Annotated in this window: 17 protein-coding genes; all 17 read left to right on the top strand. The window is 53.9% G+C overall.

Annotated elements, in window-relative coordinates; translation table 11 throughout:
* Window positions 1–101 precede the first annotated feature (101 nt).
* Window positions 102–3659 (top strand): chromosome segregation protein SMC, encoded by a 3558-nt coding sequence (gene smc / locus KNP75_RS08650; protein ID WP_215190223.1) that lies wholly within the window; start codon window positions 102–104, stop codon window positions 3657–3659.
* Window positions 3656–4657, top strand: a complete 1002-nt coding sequence (ftsY, locus tag KNP75_RS08645) for a signal recognition particle-docking protein FtsY (protein WP_034777152.1) — start codon at window positions 3656–3658, stop codon at window positions 4655–4657. Before smc ends, ftsY begins: the two co-directional genes overlap by 4 nt.
* 96 nt (window positions 4658–4753) lie before the next feature.
* The gene (locus KNP75_RS08640; protein WP_034777154.1) at window positions 4754–5077 is read left to right on the top strand and encodes a putative DNA-binding protein; all 324 of its coding nucleotides are present in this window, start codon (window positions 4754–4756) and stop codon (window positions 5075–5077) included.
* An 11-nt stretch (window positions 5078–5088) separates the two neighbouring features.
* Window positions 5089–6429, top strand: a complete 1341-nt coding sequence (ffh, locus tag KNP75_RS08635) for a signal recognition particle protein (protein ID WP_034777156.1) — start codon at window positions 5089–5091, stop codon at window positions 6427–6429.
* An 81-nt stretch (window positions 6430–6510) separates the two neighbouring features.
* Entirely contained in the window at window positions 6511–6786 is a 276-nt protein-coding gene (gene rpsP / locus KNP75_RS08630) for a 30S ribosomal protein S16 (protein WP_021067098.1), read from the top strand.
* Window positions 6787–6839: 53 nt separating this feature from the next.
* Entirely contained in the window at window positions 6840–7355 is a 516-nt protein-coding gene (gene rimM, locus KNP75_RS08625) for a ribosome maturation factor RimM (RefSeq protein WP_034777158.1), read from the top strand.
* Window positions 7345–8061 carry a tRNA (guanosine(37)-N1)-methyltransferase TrmD gene (gene trmD / locus KNP75_RS08620; protein WP_215190222.1) on the top strand — a complete coding sequence of 239 codons (717 nt, stop codon included), beginning with the start codon at window positions 7345–7347 and terminating at the stop codon, window positions 8059–8061. Before rimM ends, trmD begins: the two co-directional genes overlap by 11 nt.
* Window positions 8062–8175: 114 nt before the next feature.
* Complete coding sequence (gene rplS / locus KNP75_RS08615; protein ID WP_015881369.1) at window positions 8176–8529, top strand: 50S ribosomal protein L19; 354 nt, start codon at window positions 8176–8178, stop codon at window positions 8527–8529.
* An 82-nt stretch (window positions 8530–8611) separates the two neighbouring features.
* The gene (gene lepB, locus KNP75_RS08610) at window positions 8612–9154 is read left to right on the top strand and encodes a signal peptidase I (RefSeq protein ID WP_215190221.1); all 543 of its coding nucleotides are present in this window, start codon (window positions 8612–8614) and stop codon (window positions 9152–9154) included.
* 12 nt (window positions 9155–9166) lie between these two features.
* Complete coding sequence (gene ylqF, locus KNP75_RS08605) at window positions 9167–10027, top strand: ribosome biogenesis GTPase YlqF (RefSeq protein WP_034777164.1); 861 nt, start codon at window positions 9167–9169, stop codon at window positions 10025–10027.
* A 41-nt stretch (window positions 10028–10068) separates the two neighbouring features.
* The gene (locus tag KNP75_RS08600) at window positions 10069–10821 is read left to right on the top strand and encodes a ribonuclease HII (protein ID WP_214752702.1); all 753 of its coding nucleotides are present in this window, start codon (window positions 10069–10071) and stop codon (window positions 10819–10821) included.
* A gap of 11 nt (window positions 10822–10832) precedes the next feature.
* Window positions 10833–11681, top strand: coding sequence for a hypothetical protein (locus KNP75_RS08595; RefSeq protein WP_215190220.1), 849 nt, complete (start codon window positions 10833–10835; stop codon window positions 11679–11681).
* Window positions 11678–11947, top strand: a complete 270-nt coding sequence (locus KNP75_RS08590) for an EscU/YscU/HrcU family type III secretion system export apparatus switch protein (protein WP_034777170.1) — start codon at window positions 11678–11680, stop codon at window positions 11945–11947. Before KNP75_RS08595 ends, KNP75_RS08590 begins: the two co-directional genes overlap by 4 nt.
* A 111-nt stretch (window positions 11948–12058) precedes the next feature.
* Window positions 12059–13219: an ADP-forming succinate--CoA ligase subunit beta gene (gene sucC, locus KNP75_RS08585; protein WP_034777171.1), complete on the top strand. Its 1161-nt coding sequence runs from the start codon at window positions 12059–12061 to the stop codon at window positions 13217–13219.
* Window positions 13220–13231: 12 nt separating this feature from the next.
* Window positions 13232–14149, top strand: coding sequence for a succinate--CoA ligase subunit alpha (sucD, locus tag KNP75_RS08580; RefSeq protein ID WP_034777173.1), 918 nt, complete (start codon window positions 13232–13234; stop codon window positions 14147–14149).
* A gap of 55 nt (window positions 14150–14204) precedes the next feature.
* Window positions 14205–14996 carry a DNA-processing protein DprA gene (dprA, locus tag KNP75_RS08575; RefSeq protein ID WP_215190219.1) on the top strand — a complete coding sequence of 264 codons (792 nt, stop codon included), beginning with the start codon at window positions 14205–14207 and terminating at the stop codon, window positions 14994–14996.
* Window positions 14997–15062: 66 nt separating this feature from the next.
* Window positions 15063–17159, top strand: a complete 2097-nt coding sequence (topA, locus tag KNP75_RS08570; RefSeq protein WP_034777177.1) for a type I DNA topoisomerase — start codon at window positions 15063–15065, stop codon at window positions 17157–17159.

Genomic DNA, 17159 nt, shown 5'->3' with positions numbered 1-17159 from the left:
TCTACAGTTCTTTTTAGAATAGCATGATTCTAGCATTTTGACGAACTGGCAACTGTGGTAAAATAAACAAATGAATGCTTACTGAGGATAGGATGGTCACGATGCACTTAAAACGAATCGAACTCGCTGGCTTTAAATCGTTTGCCAAGCGGATTGAACTGGATTTTCGTCCCGGCGTCACAGCCGTGGTTGGGCCGAACGGGAGCGGAAAATCAAATATATCGGACGCTGTTCGCTGGGTACTCGGTGAGCAGTCGGCCAAATCGCTCCGCGGAGCGAAAATGGAAGACGTCATCTTTGCCGGCAGTGAAGGTGAGAACCATCGCAACGTCGCCGAAGTGACGCTCGTCCTAGACAACACGGACGCCCATTTGCGGTTGCCGTATGAAGAAGTCAGTGTGACGCGCCGTGTCACGCGGAGCGGCGACAGCGACTATTTCATGAACAAGAAGCCGTGCCGGCTTAAAGATGTGATCGACTTGTTCATGGATACGGGCCTATCACGCGATGCGTTCGCCATCATCGGGCAAGGACGGGTCGAGCAAGTCATCTCCGGGAAACCGGAAGATCGTCGGGCTGTCATCGAAGAAGCGGCCGGGGTGTTGAAGTACCGGCAGCGTAAAAAACAAGCCGAACGGAAGCTCCAAGACACCGAATTGAACTTGTCTCGGGTCGATGACATTTTGTATGAACTCGCCGATCGGGTCGAGCCGCTCCGAGAGCAGGCCGCGCTCGCACGCGAGTATCAAGTCGCCAAAGCGCGCCACGATGAGCTCGAGACGGGTATTCTCGGCGCCGAGATCACAGAACTTGGTACGGGCATCGCTCGTGTGTCCGAGCAACTGCGGACGGCCGAGACGAATCTCGCCGAGCAAGACGGCGCGTTGACCGCGATTTCAGAAGAGCGGACGACGCTTGAGGCGACACTCGCCAAAGATCGAGAAACGCTCGACACGCTCCATCAAGAAGAACGGTCTCAAGCGACCGAGTTGGAACGGTTGACAGGTGAGATCAAGCTCGCGAAAGCCCGTGAAGAGCACGGGGCGGAGACGAAAGAACGCCTCGAGCGCCAACGGGTCGAATTGGCCGAAGAGACCGAACAGTTGACGCAGAAGTTGAACGTGGCAAACGCGGATATGGCGTCAAAAGCTGAGGCGTTACATACCGTGGAAGCGGCACGGGCCGAACTTGACGCGCAATTGACGGCGGCGACGCGTGACTTTAACGCAGAAATCGAACAGCTTCAAGGCGAAGCGTTCGAGTTGGCGACGACACGGGCCACGCTGAGCAACCAACAGAAGCGGGAACGGCGCGATATCGAACAAGCGGAAGAAGCGAAAGCTCGTCTGCTTCGTGAAAACAAGGATCGCCTTGATGTGCGGACCGAACAGACGGCATCACTCGAGGCCGAACAAGCTCGTCTCGACGAGGCTCGGGACACGTGGGAGACGCTTGTGGCGGAAGAAGCCGATTTGACCGAACGGGAAGCGACGCTTCGAGACAAATTGTCGCGGGCCGAACAGTCGTACCACGACCTTGACCGCCGGCGTCAGAAGACCGAGGACCGGATCGAGTTGCTCGAACGGATGAAACAGTCGTACGAAGGCTATTTCCATGCGGTCAAATTTGTCTTGAAAGAACGGGGACCGGGCGTGCTCGGTGCCGTCGCAGAATTGATTCGCGTTCTCCCGTCCTATGAGGCCGCCATCGAGACGGCGCTCGGTCAGACGCAACAACATATCGTCGTCGAGACGGAAGAAGTCGGACGCCGAGAGATTGAACGATTGCGGAAAGCAAGTGCCGGACGAGCCACGTTCGTACCGATGACGAGCGTGAAGGAACGTTACGTCCCGAGTGAAGTCGCACACCGTCTCGAATCAGTCGACGGATTCGTCGGCATCGCCGCCGACCTCGTCGAGACGGACCCGGCCTACGAGAAATTGAAACGGTCGCTCCTCGGCGCCGTGATCGTGGCCAATTCCCTCGAGGTGGCCAACCGGATCGCCAAGACGACGGGGTATCGCTATCGCATCGTCACGCTCGAAGGGGATATCGTCAACGTTGGCGGTTCGATGACCGGGGGTAGCCGGAAGCAAGGTGTCGCCTTGTTCACCCAGTCCCGTGAACTCGATGATTTGAAGCAAGGATTGACGCAAGGGTTGGCCATGCTTCACGAGCAACAGTTGCGGGTGTCGACGTACACCGATGAGATGTCCCGACTGCGTGCGTCGCTCCAGACGCTCAGGCTCAAGAAGCGCGAGGCCGAAGAGACGCTCCGTTCGACGGAACAGGCGTTTAGAAACTTGGAACGGGTGTCGCAAGACGCCAAAGCGCAACTCGAACTGTTCGACCATGAGATGGCGCGTTACGCCCAAACAATCGCATCCGCCACGAATGAGTTGACAAGGCTCGCCGAAGAACTCGAGGCGACGGATGCATTGCAAGCCTCGATTCGGACCGAACTCGAGGCGCTCCGCGGCGAGCAAGCCAAAGGCGCCGAGACGACGGGGCAACTTCAGGCAGCCATTCGTCAAAATGAACTCGATCGTCAACGCAATATGCTCGACCTCGACCGCGTCCGCGCAGAAGTCGAGCGGCTCGAGGCCGAGGTCGCTAAACAGACGGCCCGTCTTGGGCAGATCGAGCGTGAGCTCGAACATGTGGCAAGCGGCCGGGTCGTCTCGTCTGCCGAGCTCGAGCTCGAGCACGTCGAGGCGGTCAAACAGATGGACGGATTGAAAGAGCGGATGGCGTTGCATACGAAACAGCTCCACGCTGAAGAAGAGTCGTATCGCATCCTCAGACAGCGTGAACAACAGGCGTCGGACGTGCGTCGTCGGGTCGAGGCGGATGTCCGCAAGCTCGAGACCGAGGCGAACGAGCTCGAGTTGAAGCGGAAGTGGAAACTCGACGCGCTCGAGGAACGAGGGCTCGTCCTCGATTTGCTTCCGACCCTCACGATTCCGCTCGATGAGGCGAAAGAAGAGTTCAAACTGCTCGTTCGTCAAATCGAAGAAATCGGACCGGTCAACTTGAACGCGATCGAGGAGTTCGACCTCGTCAATGAACGCTTCATGTTCTTGTCCGAGCAACGGGACGACCTCGTCAGCGCCAAAGAGGATTTATACGACATCATCACCGAGATGGACCGTGAAGTGACGCGCTTGTTCAAAGAGACGTACACGCTCGTTCGTGGTCACTTTAAACAGACGTTCAACGAGCTGTTCGGCGGGGGTGAGGCTGATTTGAAACTCGTCGACGAGTCCGACCTGCTCAACACGGGCATCGAGATCGTCGCCAAACCGCCCGGGAAGAAGTTGCAGACGCTCAGTCTGTTATCAGGCGGAGAGCGGGCCTTGACGGCGATCGCGCTTCTGTTCGCCATCCTGAAAACGAGACCCGTCCCGTTCTGTGTGCTCGATGAAGTCGAGGCGGCTCTCGACGAGGCGAACGTCCATCGGTTCGGGGAATATATCCGGACGCTCTCAATCGATACACAATTCGTCATCATCACCCACCGTAAAGGGACGATGGAGGCGGCGGACACGCTCTACGGCGTGACGATGCAACAAAACGGTGTCTCCGAGGTGCTTTCGGTCGAACTATCCGAAGCAAAGCGCGTCGTCGAGACGGAACAAGAGATGGAGGAATTAAGTTGAGTTTTTTTAAGAAGTTAAAAGATAAATTGACGACCTCGACACAAGAGGTGTCGCAAAAGTTTACCGACGGATTGACGAAGACACGAGACGGATTTGCCAGTGCCGTCAACGACCTCGTCTATCGGTTCCGCGAAGTCGATGAGGATTTCTTCGATGAACTCGAGGATTTGCTCATCCAGGCGGATGTCGGCGTGACGACGACGATGGACCTCGTCGAAGATTTGAAAGAGGAAGTGAAACGTCGCAATTTGAAAGACCCGGTCGCTGTCCGTGACGCCCTCGTCGAAGTCGTGGCGAACCGTCTCCAAGAAGACGAGGCGGATCGTGAGTTGAACATGCAGGACGGATTGACGGTCATCTTGTTCGTCGGCGTCAATGGTGTCGGCAAAACGACGACGATCGGCAAACTCGCCCATCAATTGAAGTCGGAAGGGCGTTCGGTCATGCTCGCGGCAGGCGACACGTTCCGGGCCGGTGCCATCGATCAGCTCCAAGTCTGGGGCGAACGCGTCGGAGTCCCGGTCATCCGTCAAGCCGAAGGGTCGGACCCGGCCGCGGTCGTGTTCGACGCTGTGCAGGCAGCGAAATCACGCGGCGTCGACGTCTTGATCTGTGACACGGCCGGACGTTTGCAAAACAAGGTCAACTTGATGAAAGAGCTCGAGAAAGTGAAGCGCGTCATCGAACGTGAAGTACCGAACGGGCCGCACGAGGTATTGCTCGCGTTAGATGCCACAACGGGACAAAACGCGATGGTTCAAGCGAAAGCGTTCAAAGAAGCGACGAACGTGAGCGGGATCGTCCTCACGAAGCTCGACGGGACGGCTAAAGGGGGGATCGTGCTCGCGATTCGAAACGAGCTCGATATCCCGGTCAAATATGTCGGTCTCGGTGAGAAAGTTGATGATTTACAGGCGTTCGACCCGGAACAGTTCGTGTACGGATTATTCGGGGACATCTTCGAAGAAAAACAACAGACAAACGATGACCTCGCCTAACTTTCACTGTTAAGAAAAAAACTTGACAAGAGGTGGGGACGGCTGTACTATTGGTAGTTGTAAAGGGATTTCACTTAACATGTGGAGGTGGAGGTCATGTCGCTCGAAAAGACGAATCGAATGAACTATCTGTTCGATTTTTATCAAGCGCTTCTCACACCGAAACAGCGCAACTATATGTCTCTTTATTACCTAGATGACTACTCGCTCGGAGAGATTGCGGAAGAGTTTGAAGTCAGCCGTCAAGCGGTCTACGATAACATAAAGCGTACCGAAGCGATGCTTGAGCAGTATGAGGAGAAGTTGGCCTTGTTCGAGAAATTCGAACAGCGGCAACAACTGCTTCAAACGCTCAAACGTCAAGTCGAGCACTCGCCCGATTTGACGGAAACGATTTCGGCGCTTGAGAATTTAGAGTAGGGGGCTGAAGCATGGCATTTGAAGGATTATCCGAACGGTTGCAATCGACACTGGCGAAAATGCGGGGGAAAGGTAAAATTTCCGAAGCAGATGTCAAAGAGATGATGAGAGAAGTTCGTCTCGCTCTCCTTGAAGCCGATGTCAACTTCAAAGTGGTCAAACAGTTCGTCAACGACGTGAAAGAACGGGCCATCGGCCAAGACGTCATGAAATCGTTGACACCTGGCCAACAAGTTGTCAAAATCGTTCATGAAGAGCTAACGAACTTGATGGGAAGCGACGTCGTCCCAATCACATTTAACCCAAAACCACCGACAGTCGTCATGATGGTCGGGTTACAAGGTGCGGGGAAAACGACGACGACCGGTAAGCTCGCGAATTTGATTCGCAAAAAGCATAACCGGAGTCCACTTCTCGTCGCGGCAGATATTTATCGGCCTGCGGCCATCAAACAGCTCGAGACACTCGGCAAGCAGCTCGATTTACCGGTGTTCTCACTTGGCGACCAAGTGAAGCCGGAAGAAATCGTCACAAAAGCGCTCGAGTACGCCAAAACCAATCATCACGATTTCGTGTTGATCGATACGGCCGGTCGACTTCATATTGACGAGACGCTCATGGGCGAGCTCGAAAACGTGAAGACGATTGCCAAACCAAATGAAATCTTCCTCGTCGTCGATGCGATGACGGGTCAAGATGCGGTCAACGTGGCCGATAGCTTCAATGAGAAACTCGGAATCACCGGCGTCGTGCTCACGAAGCTCGACGGTGACACACGTGGTGGGGCAGCCCTTTCAATCAAGGCAGTCACGGGAGCGCCGATTAAGTTCGTCGGTCTCGGTGAAAAGTTGGATGCCCTCGAACCTTTCCACCCGGAACGCATGGCGTCACGGATTCTTGGAATGGGTGACGTGCTCACGCTCATTGAAAAAGCCGAGTCACAGATGGACCAAGATGCCGCGAAAGAGCTTGAAAGCAAAATTCGCGACGCATCGTTCACATTCGATGATTTTATCGAGCAATTGGGTCAAGTGAAAAACATGGGCCCGATTGATGAATTGCTCTCGATGTTACCTGGTGCAGGTAAGATGAAAGGGTTGAAGAACGTCCAAATCGACGAGAAGCAACTCGATCATGTCGAGGCGATCATTCGCTCGATGACGAAGCATGAGCGCTCCAATCCTGAAGTGCTCAACGCGAGTCGTCGCAAGCGGATCGCAAAAGGGAGCGGTCGCTCCATCCAGGAAGTGAACCGTCTCATCAAACAGTTCGATGACATGAAGAAGCTCATGAAGCAGATGTCAGGACAAATGAAAGGGAAGAAAAAAGGTCTCGGCCTTCCATTCTTCTAAGAAAACTTTTGTCAGTCGGACAAAAAAGCAGTATACTATTAAAGTTGTCAATTCTTAAACACATGATGGAGGTATATTACCATGGCAGTTAAAATTCGTCTCAAGCGCATGGGCGCAAACAAATCACCTTTCTACCGGATCGTTGTAGCTGATTCACGTTCACCACGTGATGGCCGCTTCATCGAGCAACTCGGTCACTACAACCCGGTTGCAAAACCAGAAGCAGAAGTTCGCATCAACGAAGAACTCGCTCTCAAATGGTTGGCAGACGGCGCGAAGCCATCTGACACAGTACGTAACTTGTTCTCTAAAGCAGGGATCATGGAGAAATTCCACAACGCGAAAAACGCGAAGTAAGGATGTGGCCGACCTTTTATGAGGTCGGCCCATTTTTGTGAGGAGGCATAACAATGGAATGGTTATACGTAGGTAAGATCGCCAACACCCATGGCTTAAAAGGAGAATTGAAGTTGCTCGCCGCGACCGATTTTCCGGCGGAGCGCTTCAAGAAGGGCGAGACGCTCTATTTAGACATCGACGGCAAGAAGGTCCCGTTCGAGGTGACGACGTATCGTCCGCACAAACAGTTCCATCTCGTCACGTTCAAAGGACTCGAGAACATCAATCTCGTCGAGAAATACAAAGGGATGAAGCTATACGTCCACGTCGAGCACGTCCACGAGTTGCCGGAACATGAGTTTTATTACCATGAGATTATCGGCTGTGAGGCTGTCGTCGATGGTGAGGTCATCGGAGTCGTCGATGACATCTTCGAGACCGGCGCGAACGACGTCTGGGTCATCAAACGTCCTGGCAAGTCGGATGCGCTCATCCCGTACATCGAATCGGTCGTGAGCGACATCGATGTCGAGGCGAAACGTGTCGTCATCACCCCGATTCCGGGAATGATCGACGATGAAGATTGATGTCTTAACCTTATTCCCTGAGATGTTCGCCCCGCTCGATCATTCGATCGTCGGACGGGCGCGCACGTTCGGTCACGTCGAGATGGCGTTCACGAACTTCCGTGACTTCTCGACGAACAAGCACCACAAAGTCGACGATTATCCGTACGGGGGCGGGGCGGGCATGCTTCTCACCCCGCAACCGATTTTTGACGCCTTTGACGCGATTGCGAAGACGCGTCCCCGTGTCATCGTCACGACACCGACCGGACGCCGTTTTGACCAACGAATGGCAGAAGAGTGGGCGTCCGAGGAACACCTCATCTTTTTGTGCGGTCATTATGAAGGGTTCGACCAACGGATCCATGACGAGCTCGCGACGGACGAAGTGTCAATCGGCGATTTCGTCATGACCGGCGGTGAGCTCGCGGCGATGGTCATGATCGATGCCACGGTGCGCCTCATCCCGGAAGTGCTCGGCGACCAGGCGAGCCACGAGGACGACTCGTTTTCGACGGGACTCCTCGAATACCCGCACTATACGCGTCCAGCCGACTTCCGGGGCCTCAAGGTACCGGACGTCCTCTTGTCGGGCAATCATGCCAACATCGAGACGTGGCGTCGTGAACGGTCACTTGAACGCACGTATCGACGGCGGCCGGAACTGCTCGAGCAAATCGACCTGTCGAAGGCGGATAAAAAATTCATTGAATCGTTGCGCGATTGACCAAATTATGCTATGTTTGAGCATGTGGGTTAACCCCCACCGATTACCGATGTTCCGCTGTTGGATGCTTGGGCAGATGAAGATATGAACATTGAAGAAAAAGGAGAACAATTCATGAACACACAAAAACTGTTCCGTGAAATCACAGAAGAACAATTCAAATCGGACGTACCTGCTTTCCGTCCTGGTGACACAGTACGTGTCCACGTTAAAGTCGTAGAGGGAACGCGTGAGCGTATCCAGATCTTCGAAGGCGTTGTCATTAAGCGTAAAGGTGGCGGCATCAGCGAAACATTCACAGTCCGTAAGATTTCTTACGGCGTAGGTGTTGAGCGTGCATTCCCGCTTCACTCACCGCGTGTCGCGCAAATCGAAGTCGTTCGTTACGGTAAAGTCCGTCGTGCGAAACTCTACTACCTCCGCAACCTTCGCGGTAAAGCAGCACGTATTAAAGAAATCCGTCGTTAAGATGGGGATTAAGCTTGTCGCTTGCGACAAGCTTCTTTTTTTCTAGTACAATAAGTTCAAACGGACAGAGGAGTGAGGCAAGTTGAAAGAAGTGTTCAGTTGGCTTAAGGCGATCGTCGTGGCGCTCGTCATCGCGTTCGTGATCCAGACGTTCATCTTTGTACCTGTCATCGTCGAGGGAGAGTCAATGATGCCGACGCTCCAAAATGCCGATCGCATGATCGTCAGCAAAATTTCGAACTACGTCGGTGAGCTCGATCGGGGCGATATTATCGTCTTCCACGCGACGGAATCAAAAGACTATATTAAACGCGTCATCGCCATTCCTGGCGACACGCTCGAATATCGGGACGATACGCTTTACTTGAACGGCGAAGCGGTCGAAGAACCGTATTTAGAGGATTTCCAGGCCCAGATGAACGGCTTTCCTCTTACCGAAAACTTCACGCTCGAACAAGTGACGGGCGAAACAGTCGTCCCGGAAGGTTCGTACTTCGTGATGGGTGACAATCGACAAAACTCGAAAGACAGCCGTGAAATCGGCTTTGTCCCGAAAGAGGACGTCGTCGGCAAAACGAACTTCGTGTTCTGGCCCCTCGGCGATTTCGGGACCGTACAAGAATAAGGTGGTGTTTTTTTGGCAATTCAATGGTTCCCTGGCCACATGGCCAAGGCACGAAGACAAGTAACAGAAAAGTTAAAGCTCATCGATGTCGTCATCGAACTCGTCGATGCACGCGTCCCACAATCGAGCCGTAACCCGATGGTCGATGAGATCACAGAAGGCAAACCGCGTCTCATCGTCTTGAATAAAGCCGATATGGCCGATCCCGTCGTCACCGACGCCTGGCTCCGCGCCTTGAAGCGTGACGACGTCGAGGTCGTCGCCGTCGACGCGAAACATAGCAAAGGCTTGAAGCAGCTCATGTCGGGCGCCGAGAAGCTCATGCAAGAAAAGCATGACCGCATGCGTGAGAAAGGCCGGAATCCCGGTCCGATCCGCGCCCTCATCATCGGCATCCCGAACGTCGGGAAATCGACGCTCATCAACCGCCTCGCTGGACGCAATATCGCTGTCACTGGCGACCGTCCGGGTGTCACGAAGCGTCAGCAATGGATCAAGATGAAAGGCGGCGAGATGGAATTGCTCGATACGCCGGGGATTCTGTGGCCGAAGTTCGAGGACCAGATGGTCGGTTATCGCTTGGCGGCGACCGGTGCCATCAAGGACGATATTTTGAACCTTGATGATATTGCGCTCTATGCGGCCCGTGAGCTATCGGCCCGCTATCCGGAACAGGTGAAAGAGCGATTCAAAATCGATCAACTGCCGGAAGACGCCGTCGAACTGCTCGAATTGATCGGGAAGAAACGTGGACTCGTCAGCGGCGGCTACGTCGATTTCGAGAAGGCGAGCGAATTACTATTGAACGAACTACGTCATGAGAAAATCGGACGGGTCTCTCTTGAGACACCGGCCGACCATGAGATGGCGTGAAGTCCTGTGCAAACAGGGCTTTTTTGAATAGGAGGAACAGCATGACGATTCAAGCGATTAAACAACGGCTACAGACGGTCCGATATGAAGAGTGGGAAGCAGTCCGGGCCGAACTGAAGGATGACCCGCGCGCAGGCGTCCAGACGTTGCTCAGGCAGCGTGAGCGCCAGTTCAAGGTCGAACGTGAGCGCCAAGACGATTATGCGGCCCGGAGCGTGTTCGAGGACGAGTTGAAGGCAAACGGCTATGTCCGCATCGGTGGCGTCGATGAGGTCGGTCGAGGACCGCTCGCCGGTCCGGTCGTCGCCGCGGCCGTGATCTTGCCGGAAGGATTTTATCATCCTGGCTTGAACGACTCGAAACTGATGTCGCCATCAGCACGTGAAGTCGCGTATCGGGCCCTCATGGACGAGGCCATGGTCGGCGTCGGCATCGTCGACGCCGACGTGATTGACCGCGTCAACATTTACGAGGCGACGAAACTCGCGATGATGGAGGCGGTCCGGCAACTCGGTGAAGTCGATGCGCTCTTGATTGACGCGATGACGCTCGAGCTCGACGTCCCGCAACAATCGCTCATCAAAGGCGACGCCCGGAGCGTATCGATCGCGGCGGCGAGCGTCGTCGCCAAAGTCGTCCGTGACAACATGATGGAAGACTACGCCGTCCTCTATCCCGGCTACGGTTTCGAACAGAACGCCGGTTACGGGACGAAAGCGCACTTGGCCGGACTAGCGGAACATGGGATCACGCCAATCCACCGAAAATCGTTCGCGCCGATTAAACATATGTAGGAGGGGTCATCATGCGGATCGATCATCAAGGCGTCATGCCGTTCAAGGTCACGGAACAGAATTCGCGGCAATTGCTCATCGGCAATACGGTCGTCGGTCGGGTGCTCCAGCTGCTGCCGGGCGGCGAGGCGGTCATGCAACTGCCGCAAGGCTTGTTCCGGGTCGGGGTGAACGCTGACGTCAAAGAGAATGTCACGTACAAGATGGTCGTCACCGAGCTCGAACCGAAGCTCGTCTTGAAAGTCGTGCCGCAACAAGCAGAAGCCCTTGCGCAAGCAGCACGGTCCCCGCTCGCCCTTTTAAGTTCGGAACTCGGACGGCTCGCCCGTCAGCCGCTCGACACGCCTGAATCGCTTCAGGCGCAAGGGCGTCAACTGCTCGAGAGCGGAGCCGGGTCGGATGTGAAGCAACTCATCGGCGAATTGTTCAAAGCGAAAGGGGACCCGAAGTTCGAGCAGTTCGTCCGGGCACAGGAGACGTTTAATGCCCTTCAGACGCCGCCATACGTCGCTCAAGCATTTCACATACCGCAATTAGGACCGTTTGAACAAGTCCGATTCCGCCTCGAGGCGCCGAAGGGCGAGATGATTGACGCCGACCACGCACGCATCGTCCTATTTTTGGAGACACCGAAGTTTGGAGAGACGGGTATCGATTTGCTCGTCCAAAAGCGACACGTCTCGATCAAAGTGTTCAATGAACGGCACGATTTGAGCCCGTTCGTCAACGCTTATGAGCCGTCGCTCAGCAAGGCGCTTGAAGCGAGCGGCTATGAACTGTCACGCTTCTCGTTCGAAGAAAAGCGGGAATCCGTGCCAGACACGTTCGCCCCGCTCGGAAAGGTGGACCAACGCATATGACGGACCGTAAGCAAGCGATCGCCTTGTCCTACGAGCAATCGATGGATTCCCCACGTGTCGTCGCCAAAGGGGGCGGACTCGTCGCCGAGCGCATGCTCGCGCTCGCGCAGGAGAACGGGGTCCCGATCCATGAGGACCCGGCGCTATTGTCACTATTGTCCGCTTTACAGATTGAGGAGCATATTCCGGACGACCTTTATCAGGTCATCGCCGAGCTTTTCGTGTTTCTTTATCAGATGGAACAAGGAAAAATCGAAGATGTCTAGGGGTAGATGTGAAAAAAAGATGAAAACTTAAAGCAAGAACGATAGACAGCGCTTTCAGTTTTTCGTTACAATAGACGTGCCGATATTAAAGGGGACTAAGGGGGAAACGAAATGAATATCCATGAGTATCAGGCGAAAGAATTGCTTCGTGCGTTCGGAGTGGCCGTACCTACGGGCTATCCGGCGTTTAGTGTTGAAGAAGCAGTTACAGCCGCTGCCAAGCTAGACGGTGAACTAAAAGTTGTCAAAGCCCAGATCCACGCAGGGGGCCGCGGGAAAGCCGGCGGTGTCAAACTTGCGAAGACGGATGAGGAAGTCAAACAGTATGCGTCAGAGATTCTCGGCAAGACGCTCGTCACGCACCAGACTGGACCTGAAGGAAAAGTCGTGCAACGCCTTTACATCGAAGAAGGATCTGCGATTGATCAAGAATTCTACTTAGGACTTGTGCTTGACCGTTCGATCGGCCGAATTGTCATCATGGGTTCATCAGAAGGCGGTATGGACATCGAAGAAGTCGCTGAACATACGCCAGAAAAAATTCATAAAGAAGTCGTCGACCCGGTCGTCGGACTCCGTCCGTTCCAAGCGCGCCGTCTTGCCTTCAAGATGGAAGTGCCGACCAAGCTCGTCAACAAGTTCAGTGACATGGTCATGAAACTGTACAAAGTGTATGTCGAGACGGATTGTACGATCGCAGAGATCAACCCGCTCGTCACGACGAAAGACGGAAACGTCATCGCCCTCGATGCGAAGCTCAACTTCGACAGCAACGCGCTCTATCGTCATACAGACATCGTCGATCTTCGTGACACGACGGAAGAAGACCCGCGTGAAGTCGAGGCGTCGAAACACGACCTCAGCTATATCGCGCTCGATGGAAATATCGGTTGCCTCGTCAACGGAGCCGGTCTCGCTATGGCGACGATGGATATCATCAAGCACTACGGCGCCGAACCCGCTAACTTCCTCGATGTAGGCGGCGGTGCGACGAAAGAAAAAGTAACGGAAGCGTTCAAATTGATTTTGTCAGACGACCAAGTCAAAGGCATTTTCGTCAACATCTTCGGTGGCATCATGAAATGTGACATCATCGCTGAAGGTATCGTCGCGGCGACGAAAGAAATCGGTCTCGATTTACCACTCGTCGTCCGTTTAGAAGGCACGAACGTGGATGCGGGACGACGCATTCTCGATGAATCTGGACTTGCGATCACTTCGGCGAGCTCGATGGCTGACGGTGCAGAAAAAATCGCGGCACTCGTTCGATAAGGGGGAAACGACATGAGTATTTGGGCGAATCAAGATACAAAAGTGATCATTCAAGGGATCACGGGGAAACAAGGTCTGTTCCACGGCGAACAGATGCTGGCTTATAACACAAAATTGGTCGGAGGCGTGACACCTGGAAAAGGTGGCACGACCGTACTTGACGGCGTACCAGTCTTCAACACGGTGTCAGAGGCCGTCGAAGCAACGGGCGCGAACGCATCGATCATCTACGTACCACCGGCCTTCGCAGCCGATTCAATCATGGAAGCGGCCGATAGCGGGATTGAACTGATCATCTGTATCACAGAAGGCATCCCGGTCATCGACATGATTCAAGTGAAACGTTACCTCGAGGACAAACCGGCCCGTCTCATCGGACCGAACTGCCCGGGAATCATCACGCCAGGGGAAGCAAAACTTGGCATCATGCCAGGCTATATCCATACGAAAGGCCACGTCGGTATCGTCTCGCGTTCAGGGACGCTCACGTACGAGGCGGTCCATCAGTTGACGACGGCCGGGATTGGACAATCGACAGCGGTCGGAATCGGTGGAGACCCGGTCAACGGGACGAACTTCATCGATACGCTCCAAGCGTTCAACGAAGATGAGGACACGAAAGCGGTCATCATGATTGGTGAAATCGGTGGAACGGCCGAAGAAGAAGCTGCCGAATGGGTGAAGGCGAACATGACGAAGCCAGTCATCGGCTTCATCGGTGGTCAAACCGCTCCTGAAGGGAAACGGATGGGCCATGCGGGCGCCATCATCTCAGGCGGAAAAGGAACGGCCGCCGAGAAAATCAAGACGTTGAATGCCAACGGGATCGAAGTCGCCGAGACGCCTGCCGTCATCGGAGAGACGCTCATCCGGGTGTTGAAGCAAGAAGGATTGTATGAAGCTTGCGTGACGGGTCAACCGACCACGTAAACCATTCGGAAATGAGGGATGCGCGCCATCCCTCATTTTTTTAGAGGTGATTGTGATGAATCAAACAATCGCTCGATTCGCGGCTGAACGGCTGCCGGTCGAGTTCGTCCATCATTACTTATCGCATCCGGGTTCGAGCACTCGTCCCTTCCATCCGAACGTCTGGAACAAAGCAAAACGGGCGCTTCGTTCAACGGTCACGTACGACCGTTTTTTGACGTGGGAAGACGACGCGTTCCCGCGCGCGTTGCTCGACATTCCGAACCCGCCGTATTGTTTGTTTTACCGAGGCGATTTAGAGGTACTACAACAACAAACGACCGCTTTGGTCGGAAGTCGTGAATTGAATCGCATCAGCCATCGTCTCGTCGAGCATTTCTACCCTTTAATAGAAGAAACTGTCTCGGTATCGGGCGGTGCGCTCGGCATCGATGGTCTCGTCCATGAGTTGGCACTCCAGCATAACCGTCCGACGATCGCTGTCCTCGGAGCAGGCTTTTCACACATGTATCCTCAAGCGCATGCGCCGCTGTTCGAACGAATTTCGAGACACGGGTTACTCCTCACCGAATACCCACCGGAAACACCTGTCAAAAAATTTCAATTTTTAGAACGTAATCGTCTCGTCAGCGGACTCAGCGATCAGCTCGTCGTCATTCAGGCCCGTCAGAAGAGCGGGACGATGAATACGGTCGGACATGCGCTCGAGCAAGGAAAGACGGTGTTTGCGGTACCTGGAAGCCCGCTTGATCCGCTCGCGGCAGGTCCGAATCGATTGATTGAGGACGGGGCGATTCCATTGACGACTTCCGACCAAATTCTAATGCGTTCAAGGATTGGACGTTGACAAACGAGCGACAACATGAATATTATGGTAGGGATTTAAAACGACCTCTAAAAGGGGAGCAGATGTATGGCAAAATATTTGGTGATCGTCGAATCACCGGCGAAAGCAAAGACAATTAAACGTTATTTAGGATCGAATTACACGGTCAAAGCGTCAATGGGTCACGTCATCGATTTACCGAAAAGTCAACTCGGTGTCGACGTGGAACATGACTTTGAACCGAAGTACATTACGATTCGTGGAAAAGGCCCAGTTTTGAAAGAATTGAAGACGGCAGCCAAAAAAGCGACGAAAATCTTTCTCGCGGCTGACCCGGATCGCGAAGGGGAAGCGATCGCCTGGCATCTAGCGCGTGCCCTCGGTGTCGACGAAACGACAGAATGTCGGGTCGTCTTTAACGAGATCACGAAAGATGCGATCAAGGAGTCATTCAAGCACCCACGTAAAATCAATCACGATCTCGTCGACGCCCAACAAGCGCGGCGAATTTTGGATCGTCTCGTCGGATACGGGATGAGCCCATTATTATGGAAGAAAGTCAAAAAAGGCTTATCGGCCGGACGTGTCCAATCAGTGGCCGTCAAAATGATCATCGACCGGGAGCGGGAGATTAACGCCTTCGACCCAGAAGAGTATTGGACGATCAAACTCATGCTCAACCATGAAGGCGAATTGTTCGAGACTTCGTTTTATGGGAAAGACGGGAAGAAACTGGAGCTCAAGAGCGAGGCAGACGCCGACGCGGTGCTCAACGCGATCGACGACTCGTTCAAAGTCATCGATGTCACGAAGAAAGAGCGGAAGCGGAACGCCTCGCTCCCGTTTACGACAAGTTCGCTCCAACAGGATGCGGCCCGTAAGCTCAACTTCCGTGCCAAGAAAACGATGATGCTCGCGCAACAACTTTACGAAGGGATCGACCTCGGTAAGAAAGAAGGTACCGTCGGTTTGATCACGTATATGCGTACCGATTCGACACGGATCTCAGATTTGGCGAAAGAAGAAGCGAAATCGTATATCGAGTCCACGTTCGGTGAAGAGTATGTCGCATTGCAGAAACAAAAAGAGAAGAAGGCGGCAAACGCCCAGGATGCCCACGAAGCGATTCGTCCGACGTCGGCGTTACGTGACCCGGCCTCGGTCAAAGCATACCTGTCACGCGACCAGCTCCGACTGTACAAGTTGATTTGGGAACGTCTCGTGGCGAGCCAAATGGCGCCGGCCATCCTCGACACGGTAAAAATCGACGTCGAATCGAACGGCATGATTTTCCGTGCCAACGGATCGACCGTCAAATTCCCAGGTTTCATGAAAGTGTATATCGAATCGAAAGATGACGATATCGAAGATACGAATCCAGAAAAAGAAGGGTTGCTCCCACCGCTCGAAGTCGACGACCTCGTCAAGTTCGACACGATCGAGCCGAAACAGCACTTCACCCAACCGCCGCCGCGTTATAGCGAGGCACGGCTCGTCCGGGCGATGGAAGAGCTCGGGATCGGTCGTCCGTCGACATATGCACCGACGCTCGACACGATTCAAAAACGTGGTTACGTCGTCCTCGAAGAGAAGAAGTTCGTCCCGACGGAGCTCGGTGAACTTGTCATCGAGATGATTGACGAGTATTTCAACGATTTCATCACCGTACAGTTCACGGCCGACATGGAGACGCTCCTCGACTCGATCGAGAACGAGGAAGTCCAATGGACCGACGTCGTTGCCCCGATCTATCGCAGTTTCGAGAAACGCTTGAAACGGGCCGAGGCCGAGATCGAGAAGATCGAAGTGAAAGATGAACCGGCTGGTATCGACTGTGAAGTATGCGGTGCGCCGATGGTCATCAAAATGGGCCGCTACGGTAAATTTATGGCGTGCTCGAACTTCCCGAACTGTACGAACACGAAACCGGTACAAGTCGAGATCGGCGTCCCATGTCCGAGCTGCAAAGACGGACAAGTCGTCGAACGACGCAGTAAAAAAGGTCGTCTATTCTACGGCTGCTCGAACTATCCAGACTGTGAGTTCGTCTCATGGGACAAACCGGTCGCGAAACCGTGTCCGGAATGTGGTAAGATGATGGTCGAGAAAAAAATCAAAGACGGCGTGAAATATCAATGTACGAACTGTACCCATGCCGAGGTACATCAGTTAGAGGAGGATTAA

This window comes from Exiguobacterium sp. s6, from assembly GCF_018618155.1.
GTDB lineage: Bacteria > Bacillota > Bacilli > Exiguobacteriales > Exiguobacteriaceae > Exiguobacterium > Exiguobacterium mexicanum_A.
The sequence above is the reverse complement of the archived record's forward strand: the minus strand, read 5'-3'. Positions and strand labels throughout refer to the sequence as shown.